Annotated in this window: 16 protein-coding genes; 6 read left to right on the forward strand and 10 right to left on the reverse strand. The window is 70.8% G+C overall.

Annotation, left to right across the window (positions count from 1 at the left end):
• Positions 1–3: 3 nt before the first annotated feature.
• The 6 genes from KBY19_RS08975 to KBY19_RS09000 form a co-directional block, all read right to left on the reverse strand.
• Positions 4–975 (reverse strand): CoA ester lyase, encoded by a 972-nt coding sequence (locus KBY19_RS08975; protein WP_099885056.1) that lies wholly within the window; start codon positions 973–975, stop codon positions 4–6.
• Complete coding sequence (locus KBY19_RS08980; protein ID WP_210965551.1) at positions 972–3,071, reverse strand: protein meaA; 2,100 nt, start codon at positions 3,069–3,071, stop codon at positions 972–974. The genes KBY19_RS08975 and KBY19_RS08980 overlap by 4 nt, the downstream gene beginning before the upstream one ends.
• Before the next feature lie 9 nt (positions 3,072–3,080).
• Positions 3,081–4,418 (reverse strand): crotonyl-CoA carboxylase/reductase, encoded by a 1,338-nt coding sequence (gene ccrA / locus KBY19_RS08985; RefSeq protein WP_099885058.1) that lies wholly within the window; start codon positions 4,416–4,418, stop codon positions 3,081–3,083.
• A gap of 514 nt (positions 4,419–4,932) precedes the next feature.
• The gene (locus KBY19_RS08990) at positions 4,933–6,477 is read right to left on the reverse strand and encodes an amino acid permease (protein WP_210965567.1); all 1,545 of its coding nucleotides are present in this window, start codon (positions 6,475–6,477) and stop codon (positions 4,933–4,935) included.
• Positions 6,478–6,603: 126 nt separating this feature from the next.
• Positions 6,604–7,395 (reverse strand): TetR family transcriptional regulator, encoded by a 792-nt coding sequence (locus KBY19_RS08995; protein WP_180289796.1) that lies wholly within the window; start codon positions 7,393–7,395, stop codon positions 6,604–6,606.
• A 101-nt stretch (positions 7,396–7,496) separates the two neighbouring features.
• Complete coding sequence (locus KBY19_RS09000) at positions 7,497–9,281, reverse strand: 3-hydroxyacyl-CoA dehydrogenase family protein (protein WP_099885061.1); 1,785 nt, start codon at positions 9,279–9,281, stop codon at positions 7,497–7,499.
• 361 nt (positions 9,282–9,642) lie between these two features.
• Here KBY19_RS09000 and KBY19_RS09005 point away from each other — a divergent pair, with 361 nt between their 5' ends.
• Complete coding sequence (locus KBY19_RS09005; protein WP_099885062.1) at positions 9,643–10,227, forward strand: PBS lyase; 585 nt, start codon at positions 9,643–9,645, stop codon at positions 10,225–10,227.
• A 17-nt stretch (positions 10,228–10,244) separates the two neighbouring features.
• Here KBY19_RS09005 and KBY19_RS09010 read toward each other — a convergent pair whose 3' ends face one another.
• On the reverse strand, positions 10,245–10,790 hold the full coding sequence (locus tag KBY19_RS09010; protein ID WP_247690771.1) for a GNAT family N-acetyltransferase: 546 nt from the start codon (positions 10,788–10,790) through the stop codon (positions 10,245–10,247).
• 104 nt (positions 10,791–10,894) lie between these two features.
• Between KBY19_RS09010 and KBY19_RS09015 the strand changes: the two genes are divergently transcribed.
• A complete protein-coding gene (locus KBY19_RS09015; protein WP_210965552.1) occupies positions 10,895–11,449 on the forward strand; it encodes a pyridoxamine 5'-phosphate oxidase family protein in 555 nt (184 codons plus the stop codon).
• 3 nt (positions 11,450–11,452) lie between these two features.
• Here KBY19_RS09015 and hpnR read toward each other — a convergent pair whose 3' ends face one another.
• From hpnR to KBY19_RS09030, 3 genes are all read right to left on the reverse strand, one after another.
• On the reverse strand, positions 11,453–12,997 hold the full coding sequence (hpnR, locus tag KBY19_RS09020; protein ID WP_247690782.1) for a hopanoid C-3 methylase HpnR: 1,545 nt from the start codon (positions 12,995–12,997) through the stop codon (positions 11,453–11,455).
• Between the two features lie 173 nt (positions 12,998–13,170).
• On the reverse strand, positions 13,171–13,575 hold the full coding sequence (locus KBY19_RS09025) for a RidA family protein (RefSeq protein WP_099886875.1): 405 nt from the start codon (positions 13,573–13,575) through the stop codon (positions 13,171–13,173).
• 13 nt (positions 13,576–13,588) lie between these two features.
• The gene (locus tag KBY19_RS09030; RefSeq protein WP_210965554.1) at positions 13,589–14,713 is read right to left on the reverse strand and encodes an Rv2578c family radical SAM protein; all 1,125 of its coding nucleotides are present in this window, start codon (positions 14,711–14,713) and stop codon (positions 13,589–13,591) included.
• A gap of 189 nt (positions 14,714–14,902) precedes the next feature.
• Between KBY19_RS09030 and KBY19_RS09035 the strand changes: the two genes are divergently transcribed.
• From KBY19_RS09035 to KBY19_RS09050, 4 genes are all read left to right on the forward strand, one after another.
• A complete protein-coding gene (locus KBY19_RS09035) occupies positions 14,903–15,355 on the forward strand; it encodes an SRPBCC family protein (protein ID WP_099885066.1) in 453 nt (150 codons plus the stop codon).
• Between the two features lie 249 nt (positions 15,356–15,604).
• Positions 15,605–18,496, forward strand: coding sequence for an MFS transporter (locus KBY19_RS09040; RefSeq protein WP_210965569.1), 2,892 nt, complete (start codon positions 15,605–15,607; stop codon positions 18,494–18,496).
• Positions 18,497–18,694: 198 nt separating this feature from the next.
• Positions 18,695–19,393 (forward strand): PAS domain-containing protein, encoded by a 699-nt coding sequence (locus KBY19_RS09045; RefSeq protein WP_210965555.1) that lies wholly within the window; start codon positions 18,695–18,697, stop codon positions 19,391–19,393.
• Positions 19,394–19,467: 74 nt separating this feature from the next.
• A complete protein-coding gene (locus tag KBY19_RS09050) occupies positions 19,468–20,301 on the forward strand; it encodes a M55 family metallopeptidase (RefSeq protein ID WP_099885070.1) in 834 nt (277 codons plus the stop codon).
• Positions 20,302–20,321: the final 20 nt, after the last annotated feature.

Consider the following 20,321-nt stretch of genomic DNA (forward strand, 5'->3'; position numbering starts at 1 on the left):
GGATCAGTCCTCCGGAGGGGTGAAGGAGGTGGTGCGCCGCATGCCGGCGGCGCGGCCCTTGCCGGAGATGACCAGCGCCATCTTGCGGCTGGCCTCGTCGATCATCTCGTCGCCGAGCATCGCCGAGCCCTTCTTGCCGCCCGCCTCGGAGGTGTAGTACTCGTACGCGTCCAGAATCAGCTCGGCGTGGTCGTAGTCCTCCTGGGAGGGGGAGAAGACCTCGTTGGACACCTCCACCTGGCCCGGGTGCAGTACCCACTTGCCGTCGAATCCGAGCGCGGCGGCGCGCTGGGCGACCTTCCGATAGCCCTCCACATCGCGGATCTGCAGATAGGGCCCGTCGATCGCCTGCAGGTCGTGGGTACGGGCGGCCATCAGGATCCGCATCAGGATGTAGTGGTAGGCGTCGGCCGGATAGCCGGGCGGCTGCTCGCCCACCACCAGCGACTTCATATTGATGGACGCCATGAAGTCGGCCGGGCCGAAGACGATGGTCTCCATCCGGGGCGAGGCCGCGGCGATCTCGTCGACGTTCACCAGGCCCTTGGCGTTCTCGATCTGCGCCTCGATGCCGATGCGGCCCACATCCAGGCCCACCGTCTTCTCGATCTGGGTCAGCAGCATGTCCAGGGCCTGCACCTGCGCGGCGTCCTGCACCTTCGGCAGCATCACGCAGTCCAGGTTGGCGCCCGCGCCCTCCACGACGGTCACCACGTCGCGGTAGGTCCACTCGGTGGTCCAGTCGTTGACCCGCACGACGCGCGTCTTGCCACTCCAGTCGCCCTCGTTGAGGAACTTCACGATGGTGTGCCGCGCCTCCGGCTTGGCCAGCGGGGCGCAGGCGTCCTCCAGGTCGAGGAAGACCTGGTCGGCGGGGAGGCCCTGCGCCTTCTCCAGAAACCTCGGGTTGCTGCCCGGCACGGCCAGGCAGGAACGGCGCGGGCGGAGCGCACGCTGCCGGTTGTCGCTGTTCACGAGGTGACCTCCAGTGGTTCCATCTGGTCGCGCTCGCTGCGCTCATCGCGCGTATCGAGCTTGTGCTGTGTCCGGATCTCGTCGACGATACGGCCGATGATCCGGGTGATCCCGAAGTCCTTCGGGGTGAAGACGGCGGCGACCCCCGCCTCGCGCAGCGCCCGTGCGTCCGCGGCCGGGATGATTCCGCCCACGACCACGGGGACGTCGGCCGCGCCCGCCTTCCGCATCCGCTCCAGCACGTCGGGCACCAGTTCGGTGTGCGAGCCGGAGAGGATGGACAGGCCCACGCAGTGCACGTCCTCGGCGAGCGCCGCCGAGACGATCTCCTCGGGTGTGAGCCTGATGCCCTGGTAGACCACCTCGAAGCCCGCGTCCCGGGCCCGTACGGCGATCTGTTCGGCACCGTTGCTGTGGCCGTCGAGCCCCGGCTTGCCCACCAGCAGCCGCAGCTTTCCGACGCCCAGCTCCGCGGCGGTGCGCTCCACCTGCTGCCGCACCGCGGCCAGCTCGGAGCCCTCCTCGGCGGTCACCGCGACCGGGGCCGAACTCACCCCGGTCGGCGCGCGGAACTCGCCGAAGACCTCGCGCAGCGCGCCCGCCCACTCCCCGGTGGTGACCCCCGCGCGGGCGCACTCCAGCGTGGCCTCCATCAGATTGGTGTCGCCGGCCGCCGCCTGGCGCAGCGCCGCCAGGGCCTGCTCGGCGCTCGGGTGCAGTCCCGGCTCGCGGGTGCCCTCGCGCCAGAACGGCTCGTCCCGGGTCTCCCGCCAGCGCTTGACGGCCTCCACGGTGGCCGCCTCACCGGCAGGGTCCACCGTGAGGATCGCGGTGTCCAGATCGGCGGTCAGCGGGCTCGGCTCGGTCGACTCGTAGCAGTTGACGCCGATGATCTTCTCCTCGCCCGACTCGATCCGGGCACGCCGCTGAGCGTGCGAGGCGACCAGCTGGGACTTGAGGTAGCCGGACTCGACGGCCGCCATCACCCCGCCCATCTCCTCGATCCGCGCCATCTCGGCCAGCGACTCGTCCACCAGTGCGTCCACCTTGGCCTCGACGACGTGCGAGCCGGCGAACAGGTCCTCGTACTCCAGCAGATCGCTCTCGTACGCCAGCACCTGCTGGATGCGCAGCGACCACTGCTGGTCCCAGGGGCGGGGCAGACCCAGCGCCTCGTTCCAGGCGGGCAGCTGCACGGCACGCGCGCGGGCGTCCTTGGAGAGGGTGACGGCCAGCATCTCCAGCACGATGCGCTGGACGTTGTTCTCCGGCTGGGCCTCGGTCAGCCCGAGCGAGTTGACCTGCACGCCGTAGCGGAAGCGGCGCTGCTTGGGGTCGGTGATGCCGTAGCGCTCGCTGGTGACCCGGTCCCAGATGCGGGTGAAGGCCCGCATCTTGCACATCTCCTCGACGAAGCGGACGCCCGCGTTCACGAAGAACGAGATCCGCGCGACGACCCGCCCGAACTCCTCGGGCGGCACCTGACCGCTGTCACGTACCGCGTCCAGCACCGCGATCGCCGTCGCCATCGCGTACGAGATCTCCTGCACCGGCGTGGCCCCGGCCTCCTGCAGGTGGTAGCTGCAGATGTTGACCGGGTTCCACTTGGGCAGGTGGGCGACCGTGTAGGCGATCATGTCGGTGGTCAGCCGCAGCGAGGGCCCCGGCGGGAAGACATGCGTCCCGCGCGAGAGGTACTCCTTGACGATGTCGTTCTGCGTCGTGCCCGTCAGCTGGGTGATGTCGGCGCCCTGCTCCTCCGCGACCACCTGGTAGAGCGCCAGCAGCCACATGGCGGTGGCGTTGATGGTCATGGAGGTGTTCATCTTCTCCAGCGGGATGCCGTCGAAGAGCCTGCGCATGTCGCCCAGATGGGAGACCGGGACCCCGACCCGGCCGACCTCGCCGCGGGCGAGGACGTGGTCGGGGTCGTAGCCGGTCTGGGTGGGCAGGTCGAAGGCGACGGACAGCCCGGTCTGGCCCTTTTCGAGATTGCGCCGGTACAGCTCGTTGGACGCCTCCGCGGTGGAGTGGCCGGCGTATGTGCGCATCAGCCAAGGGCGGTCGCGCTTCCTGTGCTCCCGTTCCTCACTCATGGGGGCGCCTCACACGTTCCGGAACCTGTTGATGGCCTCCAGGTGCTTCGCCCGCTTCTCCTCGTCGCGCACGCCCAGTCCCTCCTCGGGGGCCAGCGCGAGGACGCCGACCTTGCCCTGGTGCACGTTGCGGTGCACGTCGTGGGCGGCCTGCCCGGTCTCCTCCAGCGGGTAGCTCTTGGAGAGCGTCGGGTGGATCTTGCCCTTGGCTATCAGCCGGTTGGCCTCCCAGGCCTCGCGGTAGTTGGCGAAGTGCGAGCCGACGATCCGCTTCAGCGACATCCACAGGTAGCGGTTGTCGTAGCTGTGCTCGTAGCCGGAGGTGGAGGCGCAGGTGACGATGGTGCCGCCCTTGCGGGTGACGTAGACGCTCGCGCCGAAGGTCTCGCGCCCCGGGTGCTCGAAGACGATGTCCACGTCCTCGCCGCCGGTCAGCTCGCGGATGCGCTTGCCGAAGCGCTTCCACTCCTTGGGGTCCTGGTTGTGCTCGTCCTTCCAGAACCGGTAGCCCTCGGCCTTGCGGTCGATGATGGCGTCGGCGCCCATCCGGCGGCAGATCTCGGCCTTCTCCTCGCTGGAGACGACGCAGATCGGGTTGGCGCCGCCGGCCAGCGCGAACTGGGTCGCGTAGGAGCCGAGTCCGCCGCTGGCACCCCAGATGAGCACGTTGTCGCCCTGCTTCATACCGGCGCCGTTGCGGGAGACGAGCTGCCGGTAGGCGGTGGAGTTGACCAGCCCGGGGGCCGCCGCCTCCTCCCAGCTGAGGTGGTCGGGCTTGGGCATCAGCTGGTTGGACTTGACCAGCGCGATCTCGGCGAGCCCGCCGAAGTTGGTCTCGAAGCCCCAGATCCGCTGCTCGGGGTCGAGCATCGTGTCGTTGTGCCCGTCGGCGGACTCCAGTTCGACGGAGAGGCAGTGTGCGACGACCTCGTCGCCCGGCTTCCAGGAGTTGACGCCCGCGCCGGTGCGCAGCACGACGCCCGCCAGGTCGGACCCGATGATGTGGTACGGCAGGTCGTGCCGCTTGGCCAGCGGCGAGAGGCGGCCGTAGCGCTCCAGGAAGCCGAAGGTCGACAGCGGCTCGAAGATCGAGGTCCACACGGAGTTGTAGTTGACCGAGGAGGCCATCACGGCCACCAGGGCCTCTCCCGGGCCGAGTTCGGGCACCGGCACCTCGTCGAGGTGCAGTGACTTGCGCGGGTCCTTGTCCCGGGTCTCCAGCCCTTCGAACATCCCGGCGTCGTCCTTGTGGACGGTCACGGCGCGGTAGGACTCGGGCAGCGGGAGGGCGGCGAAGTCCTCCGGCGAGGTGTCGGACGCGAGGATCGCGTCGAGGATCTGGTTCACGGTATGCCTCCGGCGAAGCGCGAAGTTACAAGATCGCTTGAGGGACGTCGGTGGTGAGGCAGTGCCGTCGGTTCGGCTCTTGCGGTGTTCGCGCGGGTGTGCGCGGCTCGCTTGTGACGCCAAGCGTTCCGGGGCACACGGTTTTCGCCGTGGGGACAGCGCCCGGACTGATGCCAAGCTATGACACCCAGTGCCAGAGCACAAGACACTGCGTGCCGCGAAATCTCACATGGCGCGATCCCTACTCATCTGAGCGATGATCGATCATCGCGGCCCCTCCAGGAGCGCCCCTCTTCCCCGGCCCAGGCGCGCCGCTTGCGTGTCCTGCAAGGGGCTGCGCTTGCCGGCCCTGCGCCCTGGGGGCACCTCCCGGCCGAAGGCTGGGGGAGCAGAACTCCCAGGCGGAAGAGCTGAGGCCTTCAGGGGCGCGGGCAACTGCGCGACCAGCTACAACTCACCCGCAGCCTGCGACGGCGAAAACCGGGGCAGCCCCTCGGCGGAAGCGCAGCAGCCCTCACGGCACGTGGTGCGGCGTCGGCTCCTCGCCCCGCCGCAGCCGGCTCTTCCGCCGCCCGTAGACGGCGTACAGCACGGCCCCCAGTGCCATCCAGCCGGCGAACCGTGCCCATGTCTCACTCGGAAGGTTCAGCATCAGCCACAGCGAGGTCAGTACCGAGGCGATCGGCAGCACGGGCACCAGCGGGGTACGGAAGGCGCGCGGCAGATCCGGCCGGGTACGCCGCAGAATGATCACACCCAGTGCCACCACGGCGAACGCGAAGAGCGTGCCGATGTTCACCAGCTCGGCCAGCTCGGAGAGGCTGACGAAGCCCGCCACGACCGCGACCAGCACCCCGAGCAGGATCGTGGAGCGGTACGGGGTGCCGAAGTGCGGGTGCACCCGGGCGAAGAAGGGCGGCAGCAGCCCGTCCCGGCTCATCGCGAAGAACACCCGCGACTGTCCCAGCAGCAGGATCATGCACACGGTCGTCAGTCCGACCGCCGCCCCGAAACTGATCAGTCCGGCCCAGAACGGCTCGCCCACGGCCTTGAACGCGTCCGCCAGCGGAGCGTCCACCGTCAGCTCGGTGTAGTTGCGCATCCCGGTCACCACGATCGAGACCGCGACATACAGCACCGTGCAGATGATCAGCGAGCCGAGGATGCCCCGGGGCATGTCCCGCTGCGGGTTGCGGGTCTCCTCGGCGGCCGTGGCCACCACGTCGAAGCCGATGAAGGCGAAGAAGACGATGGCCGCGCCGGTGAAGATGCCCATCACGCCGAACGTGGTCGGCTCGTACCCCGACATCAGCTGGATCAGCGGCGCGGCGAACCCGGAGGCGGACTCCGCGGTGCCCTGCGCGGGCGGGACGAACGGGTCGTAGTTGTCGGCCGTGACGAAGAAGGCCCCGGCGACGATCACCAGCAGCACCACCCCGACCTTGACGGCCACGACGGCGGAGGTGACCCGGGCCGACAGCTTCATCCCGGCCACCAGAACGGCCGTCAGCAGCAGCACCAGCACGCAGGCCAGCAGATCGAAACCGAACCCGCCCTGCTCGCTGCTGCCCGAGAGCCACCCCGGCAGATTCCACCCGACGCTCTCCAGCAGGGAACGCACATATCCCGACCAGCCGACCGCCACCACCGCACAACCCAGCGCCAGCTCCAGCACCAGGTCCCAGCCGATGATCCAGGCGGGCAGCTCACCGAGTGAGGCGTACGCGAAGGTGTAGGCGGAGCCGGCCACCGGAACGGTCGAGGCGAACTCGGCGTAGCACAGCGCGGCCAGCGTGCACACCACACCGGCCGCGGCGAACGAGATCGCCACCGCCGGGCCCGCCGTCGACCTGGCCACCTGGCCGGTCAGGACGAAGATGCCGGTGCCGATGATCACGCCGACGCCGAAGACCGTCAGGTCGAGCGCCGAGAGCGATTTGCGCAGCCCGCCCTCGGGGTCGTCGGTGTCGAGGATCGACTCCTCGACGGACTTGGTCCGCAACCAGGGCCTGGATCTGATCGCCTTGTGCCTGGGACCCTTCGCCCCGCCCGGCGCCATCGACACTGCCGCACCTCCACGTCGCCTTCGCGTCATGGTTCCGGCTCGCCGCGCCGGGAGCGGGTACGCGGGGCGGGAAGGCGGGGCAATTCACCCGACTCCCTCGCGGGAAGCCGGGGGCGAGGCTCAGTCCCGGGAGAGCGCGCGTTCGATGGTGGACATGATCTCGCCGAGCGGGGCGTCGGTACGGGCGACCGTCACCAGCACCTCGTCCCGGCGCTCCACGGACGCCGCGGGCTGCTCGGCGGCGGGCCGGTGCGCGCCGAACCCGGTGCCGAACGTACGCCGCACGATGGCGAAGGCGTGGTCGAGCTGCGCCATCACATCGCCGGCGGCGCCCGAGCGCAACCAGCGCCGCAGCACATGGTTGTGCGCGGTCACCACCGCTGAGGCGGCGACCTCGGCCAGCAGCGGCTCGTCGTAGCCGCTGACGCCGTCGCGGTGCGCCTCCTCGTCGAAGTGGCCCAGAAGATAGCGGGTGAACAGCCGCTCGTAGCGGGCCACCGAGGCGATCTCCCGCTCCCGCAGCGCCGGTACCTCGCGGGTGAGCTTGTACCGCTCGACGCTGCCCTTGGGGGAGGCGGCGTACATCTTCATGACTTCCTTGATGCCCCGGCACACGGTGTCCAGCGGGTGCTCGTGGGCGGGTGCCGCCTCCAGTACCGCCTGGGCACGCACGAGAGTGTCGTCGTGGTCGGGGAAGATCGCCTCTTCCTTGGAGCGGAAGTGCCGGAAGAAGGTGCGCCGTGCGACGCCCGCGGCGGCGGCGATCTCATCCACCGTCGTCGCTTCGTAACCCTTCGTGGCGAAGAGCTCCGTCGCAGCGGCGGCCAACTCGCGTCGCACCCTGAGTCGCTGGGTCGCGGCACCGTTCGCACGCTGGCTGGTCGTACGGGAGTTCTTCTCGGGCTCTGGCATGTGGTGAACGTTACACGCCGTTACAGGCTGGGGGGACGGGCCGTTGGCCGTGCTGCTCACCGACGGCTCCAGCAGCCCGCCCCACCCGGCGACGCCGCCGGTCACCGGCGTGCGTACTCGCGGAAGCCGCGCCCTGTCTTCCTGCCCAGACACCCCGCGGCCACCAGATGCTCGAGCAGCGGGGCCGGTGCCAGCCCCGGGTCCCGGAACTCCTCGTGCAGCACCCGCTCGATGGCGAGCGAGACATCGAGGCCCACCACGTCCAGCAGTTCGAAGGGGCCCATCGGGTAGCCGCCGCCGAGCTTCATCGCCGCGTCGATGTCGTCCAGCGAGGCGTAGTGCTCCTGGACCATCTTCACGGCGTTGTTCAAGTAGGGGAAGAGCAGCGCGTTGACGATGAAGCCGGCGCGGTCGCCGCAGTCGACCGGGTGCTTGCGGACCTTGGTGCAGACCTCGCGGACGGTGGCGTGGGCCTCCCGGTCGGTCAGCACGGTGGAGACCACCTCGACCAGCTTCATGGCGGGCGCCGGGTTGAAGAAGTGCATGCCGATCACGTCGTGCGGCCGGGAGGTGGCGCGGGCGCAGGCGACCACCGGCAGCGAGGAGGTGGTGGTGGCCAGTACGGCACCCTGCTTGCAGACCGCGTCCAGCCGCCGGAACAACTGCCGCTTGACATCGAGGTCTTCGGCCACCGCCTCGACCACCAGGTCCACCTCGGCGACCGCGTCCAGCGACCCGGCCGGGGTGATGCGCGACAGCGTGGCGTCCCGCTCCTCGGCCGTCATCCGGCCCTTGTCGACCGAGCGCCCCAGCGACCGCTCGACGCGCTCCTTGGCCGTCGCCGCCTTCTGCTCGCTGCGCGCCGCCAGCACCGTCGGGTAGCCAGCCTTGGCGAAGACCTCGGCGATACCGCCCGCCATCGTCCCCGAGCCCACGACGCCCACCGCGGTGACGGGGCGGCCCTGGGCGCGGGGCGCCGACGGGTCCCGGGTGAGGGCGTCGGGCACCACTTCACTGCTGCCGGGCGCGGCGTAGGTGTAGAAGCCGCGGCCCGACTTGCGGCCGGTCAGCCCCGCCTCACTCAGCTGTCGCAGGATCGGCGCCGGGGCGTGGAGCCTCTCCCGGGACTGCTCGTACATGGCCTCCAGTACGGTGCGTGCCGTGTCGATACCGATCAGATCGAGGAGGGCGAGCGGGCCCATCGGCAGACCGCACCCCAGTTTCATGGCGGAGTCGATGTCCTCGCGAGTGGCGTAGCGCGACTCGTACATCGCGGCTGCCTGGTTCAGATATCCGAACAGCAGCCCGTCCGCGACGAATCCGGGACGGTCACCGACCGCGATCGGATCCTTGCCCAGTTCCCGGGCCAACTCGGTGACGGCGGCCACCGCCTGCGGCGAGGTGAGCACCGAGGAGACGATCTCCACCAGCTTCATGGCCGGTGCCGGATTGAAGAAGTGCAGCCCCAGCACGCGCTCGGGCCGGTCGGAGTCGGCGGCCAGCCGTGTCACGGACAGCGCGTTCGTGCCGGTCGCCAGAATGGTGTCCGGCTTGACGACGGTGTCCAGTTCCGCGAACACCTGGCACTTGGTGTCGTACTCCTCCGGCACCACCTCGATGACGAGATCGGCCTCGGCCGCCGCGTCGAGGCCGGTGAAGGTGCGAAACCGCGCCAGCACGTCCTGGCGCTCGCTCTGTGTCATCCGCTCGCGTTGCACCGAGCGCGCGGTGGAGGACTCCAGCGCGGCAACGGCCCGCCGCGCGGCTGCTTCGTTCGTGTCGATGCCGATGACCTCACGCCCGGCGCGGGCGAGAATGTCGGCGATGCCGGTGCCCATCGTGCCGAGGCCGACGACGGCGATCGTGCGCAGGGGAGGACGGTCCATCAGGGGACTCCAGAGGGTGTGACACAGGCCCCCGGCCAGGGGGCGCGATTGATGAGGGTGAGGGTTTCGTGCACTACCGGGCGCGCGGGCGTACGCACGCGCAGGGCAGGGGAGTTACCGGTCACGCCCCGCTGCGCGGCCCTGTCCCGGGGCCCGGTCACGAGGCGGTCCGTACGGGTCCGACGCGCCTGGGCGCGTGCCGGGCCCACTGCCGAACCGACGTCACTCTCGGCGGCTGCGTCACCAAGCCGCCTGAGCGGGGGTACCGCTCTGATGAGCACCTTAACTCGTGGGTAACCATAAAGCCAGGGGTAGGAACACTTCCACCGCTGTGGAACTCAGCACGTGAGGGGGAGCCGGAGTGGGCGACGCGTTCCGAGCGCTGATCGACCGTGTGCGGCCCGAGGCCGAGCCCGTCGAGTACGCACGTCTGGTCACGCTGGCCAGGCAGCGCAGCACAGAGGCGCGCGACCAGCTCGCCGCCGTGCTCGTGGAGACCGAACGGCCGCTGTGGGCCCGCGAGATCGCGGCCTTCGCGCTGGGCAGCGCGGGGGACAGGAGGGCCTTCGAGACCCTGGTCTTCATGCTGAACTACCGAGACCCGGTCTGCTGCGCCAGCGCGGCCCAGGCGCTGGAACGGCTGCGCGACCCCCGTACGGCCAAGGCCGCGGCGGCCCTGGCCACCAACGAACTGCGCACCGCCTACGCGCTCTACCCGGTACGCCTGCTGACCGCGCTGCGCGCCCCGGAGTCGGTGCCCACCCTCATCAACGTCCTCCAGAGGCTGCTGATCGGGCCCCTGCACTACTGGCCGATCGCCGAGGCCTGCGTCGTCGGCCTCGGCGCGCTGGGTGACAAGCGCGCCATCCCGGTCCTCGACGCGGCAGCCGAACACCACCGCCTCTCCCCCTCCGCGAAGGCGGCGCTGGCCCGCATCCCGGCCTGATGCTCCACGCCCCCTTCTCACTCCCCGGTCAGGACGCGCACGTAGCGGACGTCGGGCACCTGCGCGCCCCCGACCAGGAAGGTGTCGGTGCGGCCGTCGGCGGCAAAACCCGCCCGCTCGTAGAAGCGGCGGGCACGGGCGTTGCCCGCCAGGACCCACAGGAACATCCGGGGGCAGCCGCGTGCTGCGGCCCCGTCGAGGACCGAGGCCAGGAGCAGCCGGCCCACACCGGTCCCGATGTGCTCCGGACGCACATACAGCGCGTACAGCTCCTCGTCCTCGCCGGGCGCTCCCGGTCGCGGTACGGCGTCCGAGGTGCGGTACGGCCCCACCGCTGCCCAGCCTGTGACCCCGCCGCCCGCGGTGTCGTCCTCGGCGACCACGTTGTGCACGAATCCCCGGCTCGCGCCGAAGTGGCCCCGGCGCCGCTGCGCGTCCTCGGCAGGCGACATCTCCTCCAGATAGTCCTGCGGGACCAGCCCCCGATAGGCGTACTGCCACCCGCGCACCCGTACTTCGGACACGGCGTCGATGTCGTCCTCGGTCATCTCTCGTACTCGCATGGAACGAGGGTGGTCCAAGGCCGTGCGGCTCGGCACCGGATTTTCCTCCGGCCGACACGCGATACCCGACGGAAGATGTCCGGTTACCGCGTCAAGGTGGTGCCATGACGAGGACGCACACCAGGGAAGAGCTGTCCGCACCCGGCGCGAGCTGGGCCGAGTTCCACAAGGCGGAACCCGCGTTCGCCGAGACGGTGGAGCAGCGCTTCCGGAAGTACACGCACCATGTACTGGCCACCCTGCGCAAGGACGGGTCACCGCGGCTGACGGGGCTGGAGGCGGACTTCCGGGCGGGTCAGATGTGGCTCGGGATGATGCCGAACTCGCTCAAAGCGCTGGACCTGCGCCGGGACCCCCACTTCGCGATGCACGCCAACCCCGGCTCCGGCACGGAGATGGACGGCGGGGACGTACGGGTCTCGGGGCGCGCGGTGGAGGTCACGGACGACCCGGGGGAGATGGCGAGCTGGGCCGCGGGCGTGCCCGCGGGCGAGGTGCCCGAGGTCTTCCATCTCTTCCGGGTGGAGGTCACCGAAGTGGTGCGGGTGACCATCGAGGGGGAGCAGATCGTCTTCCGCACCTGGCGGCCCGGGCGTCCGCTGCGCACCATCCGGCGCGGCAACGACGACGCGCCGCCGCGCGAGGACCCGGTGGGCTGAGGACTACTGCGGCGGTGCGGGGTCGGCCTGCTGTCCGGTCTGCTGCCCCGTCGGTTGCCCGCTCTGCTGGGTGCGGGTGCCGGAGCGGCCGATCGTGTGGACGAACAGTTCCTTGCGGCCGGGCGCTCCACGGCGCTCGGGGACGGGCAGCTCGTAGGTGACCGGGCGCGCGTGATCGGCCAGCTGCCGGTCGGCGTTGTAGACGCGGCCGAACTTCCACAGCATGTGGGCGAAGTTCGTCTGGCCGTGTGCCAGATTGCGGCCGAGGACGCGCATCGCGCCGATGGCCGTGCGCAGCCCCAGGTGCTTGCGGTTGATGACGGCCTGGGTGCTGACCAGCTCCCGGTAGAACTGCTCCAGCGGCAGCCGGGTGGGCACGACGGCGTGCTGGATGTCGAAGAGCCGGTAGTCGCGCGTGGTGAGCTGGCGGCCCTCGGTGTGCCACACCTCCGTGCCGGGGTACGGCGTCATGACGGTCAGGTGCACGATCTCCGGTACCGCCAGGGCGAACTCGCGCACCAGACGGAACTGCTCCTCGTCCCAGCCCGGATCGACGATCAGGTTGATCGCCACGCTGATGCCCATACGGCGCGCCGTCTCCAGCGCCTTGAAGTTCTCGTCCGGGCTGATGCGCTTGCGGAACTGGTCGAGCCCCTCGGCGTCCAGCGCCTCCATGCCGAGGAACATGTACTTCAGCCCCAGCCGGGTCCAGCGCTCGAAGACCTCCTCGTTGCGCAGCAGGACGTCCGCGCGGGTCTCCAGGTAGTACCGCTTGCGGACGTTGCGGCGCTCCAGCTCGGCGGCGATGCCGTGGCCGTGGTCGGGCTTGATGAAGGCGACGTCGTCGACGATGAAGACGTTCGGCTCGCGGATGGAGGCCATCTCCTCGGCGGCCGCCTCCGGCGCGGCCCGCCGGTAGCTGCGGCCGTAGAACGTCCACGCGGAGCAGAACGAGCAGTCCCAGGGGCAGCCGCGGGTGAACTCGATGGAGGCACAGGGGTCGAGCTCGCCGATGAAGTAGCGGTTGCGGCGGCGCATCAGGTCCCGGGCGGGGCGCGGCCGGTCGATGCTGTCGAGCATCTTGGGCGCCGGGCCGCGCCCGTCCGCCGTCACCACGCCGGGCACGGTGTGCGCCGCCTTGTCCCGTGCGGCCTCCAGCAGCGGCACGATGACGGTCTCGCCCTCTCCCCGGGCGATCGCGTCGACCGCGCCCTCGGCCTGCTCCAGCACATGGTCGCCGACGAAGGAGATGCTGTGCCCCCCGAAGAAGACGAAGCACCCCGGGGCGGCCGCCTTGGCGCTCTGGGCGATCCCGATGGCCTCGGGGATGTTGGCCAGATAGTTGAGGGAGATGCCCAGCGCCTCGGGCTGGTAGGAGCGCAGCTCCCTCTCCAGCAGCTTCCGGTCCAGCACCTGCAGGTCCACCACGCGTACCTGGTGTCCGGCCTCCCTGGCGGCGGCGGCGACGCGTTCGAGCCCGAGCGGCTCCAGACGGAGGAAGATTTCGGAGTACATCAGCGCACTCGGGTGGACCAGCATCAGGCGCATACGGGCGCTCCAGATCTCCAGGGCGAGGCGGTCGGCGTGCGGTCGTGGCCAGGGAGCGATGGCCAGGGACATGCCCCTTCGAGGAAATTATCCGTTCAACGCCTTTTCGTCCTGGGACACGCCGATTCGTCCACGTATGCCCGAGTCGCTGCCGGGTGGTCCGCCCGGAGCGGTCATCCCGGCGGGAGCACGGCGAACGCTTCGACCTCCATGAGAAGTTCCGGCCGTATCAGCCCGGCCACCTGCACGGCGCTGCTCGCGGGGAGCCGCCCCGGGTCGAGATACCGGTCGCGTACGGCACGCAGCGCGGGCATGACGGACAGGTCGGTCACGAAGAAGGTGAACTTCACGACGTCGGTGAAGCCGGCTCCGGCCTCCCGCAGACAGCGCTCCAGGTTGGCGAACACCTGCTCCGCCTGGGCTTCGGGGTCGCCCTCGCCGACGACCTTGCCGTCCGCGTCGAGCGCGATCTGCCCGGATATCGCGGCCAGCCTGCCCTCCGCGATGACGAGATGGCTGTAGCCGTTGCCGGGCGCGAGGCCCTGGGGGGCGATGATGTGAGTGGGCGACGATGACATGCGGCGCATGCTGTCAGAGCAGAGTGAGCTGTGTGCAGTGGTTTTCCCCGGCGTCGGCGAGCTCCGGGGCGTCGAGTTCTGCGTCGTCGAGCGCCGGGGCTTCGAGCTGGGCGCCGCCGGGCACCGCGCCGCCGGGCGAGTTCGGTGCGTCCGGCTCGATCCGCCGGGCCGCGCCGGACGTCGAGGGCCCCACGCCGTACTCGGCGGCCAGCTCGTGCACCTGCCGCGTGATGCGCCGCTGGTACCACTTGGGCGCGTACGCGCCGCCCGAGTAGAGCGCCTCGTAGTGCCGCACCAGCTGCGGATGGTGCTGGTGCAGCCACCGGAAGTACCACTCGCGGGCTCCCGGCCGCAGATGCAGCGCGAGCGGAGTGACGGAGGTGGCCCCGGCCGCGGCGATGGCGCGCACGGTCGTACGCAGCTGCGCCGGCGAGTCGCCCAGGAACGGGATCACCGGAGCCATCAGCACCCCGCACGGAATACCGTGCTGCGCGAGCGTGCGTACGACATCGAGCCTCCGCTGCGGAGCCGGGGTGCCGGGCTCCACCGTGCGCCACAACTCCTCGTCCGTGAAGCCCACGGACACCGAGATCCCGACGTCCGCGATGGCGGCGGCAGAGCGCAACAGGTCGAGATCGCGAAGGATGAGTGTGCCCTTGGTGAGGATGGAGAAGGGATTCGCGTAGTCGCGCAGGGCGGTCAGAATGCCCGGCATCAACCGATAGCGTCCTTCCGCCCGCTGATAACAGTCGACGTTCGTGCCCATGGCGATGTGCTGGCCGCGCCAGCGGGAGCTGCTCAGCTCCTTGCGCAGCAGTTCGGGCGCGTTCACCTTGACGACGATCTGGGTGTCGAAGCCCTCTCCCGTGTCCAGGTCCAGATAGCTGTGCGTCCTGCGTGCGAAGCAGTAGACGCAGGCGTGGGAGCAGCCCCGATAGGGGTTCACGGTCCATTCGAACGGCATCCGTGAGGCGCCGGGTACCCGGTTCACCAGCGAGCGGGCCCGTACCTCGTGGAAGGTCATGCCGCGGAACTCCGGGGTGTCGAACGTCCTGCTCGTCACGGCGGAGGTGCCGAAGAGGGCGGGCGCCGCGGTCCGGCTGTGCTCGTCCGTGTCCCTCAGCTCGTCCCAGCGCATCGTCGGCCTCCTCGGTGGTGGTGTCGCGTCCCTCTGGCGGCACTGTCGCTTCTTCGTCCTCAGAATAGAACACTCGTTCGCACCGAACGTGTCAAGGCGGATTTGGGGAGCCGACCCGAGGGTGATTGGCTGGCCACCTCGTCCACCACAGGCCGTCCCAACACAGGCCGTCCAACCACAGGAGGAGTCATGGCGCAGGTCGAGGCGACCACGCAGCGGGAGATCGCCGCCGGGCCCGATGAGGTGTTCGATGCGCTGGCCGACTACAGCGGGACCCGGGCCGAGCTGCTTCCCGACCACTTCAGCGAGTACGAGGTCAAGGAGGGCGGCGACGGCGAGGGCACCCTCGTGCACTGGAAGCTCCGGGCGACCAGCAAGCGCATCCGTGACTGCCTGCTCGACGTCACCGAGCCCGAGGACGGTGAACTGGTCGAGAAGGACCGCAACTCCTCCATGGTCACCACCTGGCGGGTGACCCCGGGCAGCGAGGAGAAGACGGCCCGGGTCACCGTGACGACGGTCTGGAACGGCGCGGGCGGTATCGGCGGTTTCTTCGAGAAGACCTTCGCACCCAAGGGCCTGGCCCGGATCTACGACGAGGTGCTGCAGCGGCTGGCCACCAGGATGGAGCAGACCGGCTGACCCGTGCCCCGCACCCGGGGTCTCGCGGCGCGGCGCGCACTCACCGGATCGGGTGGTTTCCGCCGAAGAGTGCTGCTGCGCCGCTGATCCTCCGCCTCGGCGAAAACCCCTGCTCGGCACGGTGACGGACGCCTCGGGCAACCGAATTCGTTCCCGCCGGCCCCACGCCGCGCAGCCGAACCGTGCTTGAACGCTCTTGTCGTGCAATGCGAGAAATACTCCCCCAGCAGCAGCGGCAAGGGGAGTGCGATGGGCGGGACCGGCGGGGCGATCCTCGACAGCAGGGACGACGAGAATCCCGTGCCAGGGGCGGGAGTTCGCGCGGGCGGCCCCGGCGCCCGGGGCGGTGCCCGGGTCACTCCCGCCACGGCCGCCCCGGCCGCCGTCGAGGTCACCCTGGAACTGCCGGGCCGGCGTGAGATTCCGGTGCAGGCCACGCCTGTATGGGCGCCCGCGCCTGCGGGTGCTGAGGCTGCTGCTGGGACTGCGGGCGCTGCGGGGCCTGTGGGTGCTGTGGGTGCTGCGGAGTCTGAAGCGCCGATGGGGGCTGCTGGGCCTGCGGGTGCTGCTGGGGTTGCAGCAACGGCGGGTACTGCGGGGGCTGCAGAGTCTGGGGGCCCTGCCGCGCCTGGCGGGGCTGCGGATGCTGGGAGGTTCGGTGCGGTCGGGGCGCCGACCGCACCGCCGTCGGCACAGCCGACTCCCTCGTCTGCTGCGACTCGGTCGGCCCCCGCGCCCGGCCCGCACCGGCCGTTCCCCGGACCCGACGCGGCGGTGCCGGACGACGGTTCACCGCAGGTCTCGCTCTCCCCGCGCCGCCTCAGGCTGGTCTTCGGGGCACTGATGCTGTCGCTGCTGCTGGCGGCGCTCGAACAGACCATCGTCGCCACGGCACTCCCCAAGATCGTCGGCGAACTCGACGGCCTGCGGCAGATGTCCTGGGCCGTCACCGCCTATCTGCTCGCAGCGACCATCGGGCTGCCCATCTACGGCAAGCTTGGCGATCTGTTCGGCCGCAAGGGGCTCTTCCTCTTCGCCATCGGCGTCTTCACCGTCGGTTCGGCCCTCGCCGGCTGGGCCGGATCGATGGAGGAGCTGATCATCTACCGGGCGGTGCAGGGCACCGGCGCGGGCGGACTCATGATCGGCGTCCAAGCGATCATCGCGGACGTCGTACCGGCCCGGGAACGCGGGCGCTACATGGGTCTGATCGGCGCCGCCTTCGGGCTGGCCTCCGTCGCCGGTCCGCTGCTGGGCGGCTGGTTCACCGACGACCTGTCCTGGCGCTGGTGCTTCTGGTTCAACGTGCCGGTCGGCCTGCTCGCCCTCCTGGTCACCTCCTTCGCCCTCGAACTGCCGCGCGCCCGTGTCCGCCCCAGGCTCGACATCCTCGGCGCCCTGCTGATCGCGGTGTTCTCCACCTGCCTGGTGCTGCTCACCAGCTGGGGCGGTACGACCTACGACTGGGACGACCGCGTCATCGTCGGGCTCGCCGCCGGCGCGCTGATCAGCGGAGTCCTCTTCCTCGTCGCCGAGCGCTTCGCGCCCGAACCCGTACTGCCGCTGCGGCTGTTCCGCGACTCCGTCTTCAACGTCACCGGACTGGTGGGCGCTGCCATCGGCATCGCGCTGTTCGGCGCCGCCAGCTATCTGCCCAGCTTCCTGCAGATGGTCGAGGGCGTCAGCGCCACCTCGTCGGGGTTGCTGATGCTGCCGCTGATGTGCGGGGTCGTCGTCTCGTCCCTGCTGTCCGGTCAGCTCATCTCCCGTACCGGGCGCTACAAGATCTTCCCCATCCTCGGCTGCGCCCTCTCGGCCGAGGGCATGTGGCTGCTGTCCAAGCTGGACGAGGACACCTCGCGGCAGGTCTTCGGTGTCTGGTCGGGCATCCTCGGCCTCGGCATCGGCTTCGTGCTGCCGGTGCTGGTGCTGGCCGTGCAGAACTCGGTACGCCCCGCCGACATCGGGGCCGCCACCAGTGCCAACAACTACTTCCGGCAGATCGGCGGCAGCGTCGGCGCCGCCCTCTTCGGCACCCTCCTCGCGCACCGGCTCGCGGACGCCCTCGCCCGCGAACTCCCCCGCGGCCAGGGCGAGGTGCCCGACCCGGACTCCATCACCCCGCAGCTCGTGCGCGCGCTGCCCGCACCACTGCGTGACGGCTACGTCCACGCGTACGCGGACGCCATGCCGCGGATCTTCCTCTACCTCGTTCCGGTGCTCGTCCTCGGGCTGGCACTGTCCCTCTTCCTCAAGGAGAAACCCCTGGTGTCCCAGCACACGCCTGTGCCGTCGGCCCGTACCGCCGAAGCGCCCGCAGCGTCCGCGCCCGACGCCGATCGCGCGGCACCGCACCTCCAGGCGCAGCCCGCGCCGTACGCGGCGGGCGTCCCGGTCTGCGGCACCGTCCGGCACCACGACGGCAGCGCCGTCCCCCGCGCGGCACTCACCCTCGTCGACACCGCGGGACGGCAGATCGGACGTGGCGCCACGGAGGAGAACGGGCGGTACGCGCTGAGCACCCCCGGTGAAGGCTCCTATGTACTGATCGCGGCGGCCGGCGGGCACCAGCCGCGTGCGGTCAGCGTCACCGTGGGCGAACGTCCCGTCGACCTCGATGTGGTGCTCGGCGGAGCGGGCAGGCTGGCGGGCAGCGTGCTGACGGCCGACGGCAACCCCGTCAAGGACGCCATCGTCACGCTCACCGATGTACGCGGCGAGGTGGTCGCCACCACCCGTAGCAGCCGGGAAGGCTGCTACGTCATCACCGAACTCGTGGCCGGGGAGTACACGTTGGCGGCCAGCGCGCCCGTCTACCGCCCGGCCGCACTGCCCGTCTCCGTACAGGCGTCCCGCGAGACCCGGCAGGACGTCGAGCTCGCGGGTGGCGCCGTACTGCGCGGTACCGTCCGGGCCACCGGCGGGCGCCCCGTCGAGGACGCCAGGGTGACGCTGCTGGACGCCGCGGGCAACGTCGTCGACACGGCGACGACCGGCGCCGACGGTATCTTCCGCTTCGTCGACCTGGCCTCGGGCGAGTACACGGTGGTGGCCGCCGGCTATCCGCCGGTCGCCACCGTCCTGCAGATCGCCGGCGGCGGGCGCACGGAGCGCGACCTGCAACTGGGCCACGAGGACTGAGCACGGGCCGGCCCGGTTGCCCGGCGGCCCGGCGGCGTAGGGACGGGGCGCCTGCCGCCGCCCGGAAGCGGCTGCCCGCCTCGCGGCGCGTCCCCCGTTCGGGCGTCACCCGCCCGGTCGTTGCGCTCCGGCTCTACGGTGGTGCAGGCCGCGCCGTCGCGGCGGGACCGGCCGTCGCCGGGAGAGAGGACTGGTCCGATGGGAAGCGAGCCGTACGCCGGCCGAGCGGCCTGGAGGGCAAAGACCCCCGGCACGGCGGAGACCCTCGTCGCCGTGCGCGGTTGCCTTCCGACCGCCGCGGTGGCCATCGACGCGCGCGGCACCGTGGCGCACTGGAGCGCCGGAGCGCGGGCGCTGTTCGGACACCGCCGCAAAGACGCGCTGGGCGCAGCCGCGGGCGAACTGCTGCCGGTGACCGGCGCCTTGAACGCCGCCGCGCGCCCCGGTGACCACCACTGGCTCGCCGGCATCGGGGATCTGGCGGGGTCCGGCGAGGCGATGGCGGGCCGCGCTCGCGTGCCGGCACCCGGCGGTGCCCGCGCGGACGTGCTGTGGTGGGGCTACCCCCTGGCGGCACCCGCGCCCTTCCGGCTGCTGGTACTGGCCACCGGGACCGCGCGGCTTCAACGGCAGCGGGCACTGCGCGGTACCCGTGTCGTGCCCGGCTTCGGCCCGTACGGCCGGTTCCCCGAGGGGGCCGACCTGGGCGTGCGGCTGCCGCGGATGTTGGGCCGTGCGGAGCCGGAGGCGGCGGCGCCGGTGCTCGCGCGGATACGGGAACTCGGTTGCCCGGTGGTGGAGGTGCATCGTCCCGTCGACCGGGACGACCCTGCACTCGCGGTGCTGAATGCGCAGGTCAGCGGAGGGTGCGCAGAGCGTTCTCACCCGCCGGAGTGAAAACGAGTGGTGTGGACCAGTGGAGTTATCCACAGGGGTGTCCTGGCGCTTGGCTACCGCGTAACGTTCCGCGCATGAAGATCCTCATCAGCGCCGACATGGAGGGCGCAACGGGAGTCACCTGGCCGGCCGACGTCCTGCCGGGCACGCCGCAGTGGGAGCGCTGCCGGTCGATGTTCACCTCGGACGTCGACGCCGCCGTCCGGGGGTTCTTCGAGGCAGGCGCTGACGAGGTGCTGATCAACGAGGCGCACTGGACGATGCGCAACCTCCTGCTGGAGAAGCTGGACGAACGGGCCGAGATGATCACCGGCCGGCACAAGTCGCTGTCGATGGTCGAGGGCATCCAGCACGGCGACGTGGACGGCGTCGCCTATATCGGCTACCACACCGGCGCAGGCAGCGAAGGCGTCCTCGCCCACACCTACCTCGCCAACTCCCTGACCGGGGTGTGGGCCGACGGCGTACGGGCCAGCGAGGGATGCCTCAACACGCTGGTGGCCACCGAGTTCGGCGTACCCGTCATCCTGGTGACCGGTGACGACCGCACCGTCGAGGACGCCAAGGGCTACGCACCCGAGGCGTTGGGCGTCGCCGTCAAGGACCATGTGTCGCGGTACGCCGCGGTCTGCCGGCCCCCGGCCCGCACCGCCGCCGACATCCGGGAAGCGGCCCGCCGCGCCGCGCCGCTGGCGGTGCGCCGCACCCCGCCCGAGCCCGAACCGCACACCGTCGAGATCGAGTTCGACGCGGAGCACCTGGTGGGGGCCGCCACGGTCGTGCCGGGCGTGGAGCGCACGGGCGAACGCCGGGTGGCCTACACCGCGCCCAGCGCCTACGAGACGATCCGCTGCTTCAAGGCGGTCACGACCGTCGTCTCCGCGGCGGTGGAGGAGCAGTATGGCTGAGCTGACCGAGCAGTCCGCGT

Origin of the sequence: Streptomyces sp. B15 (assembly GCF_018070605.1) — a bacterium.
In the GTDB taxonomy this organism is placed as follows: domain Bacteria; phylum Actinomycetota; class Actinomycetes; order Streptomycetales; family Streptomycetaceae; genus Streptomyces; species Streptomyces smyrnaeus.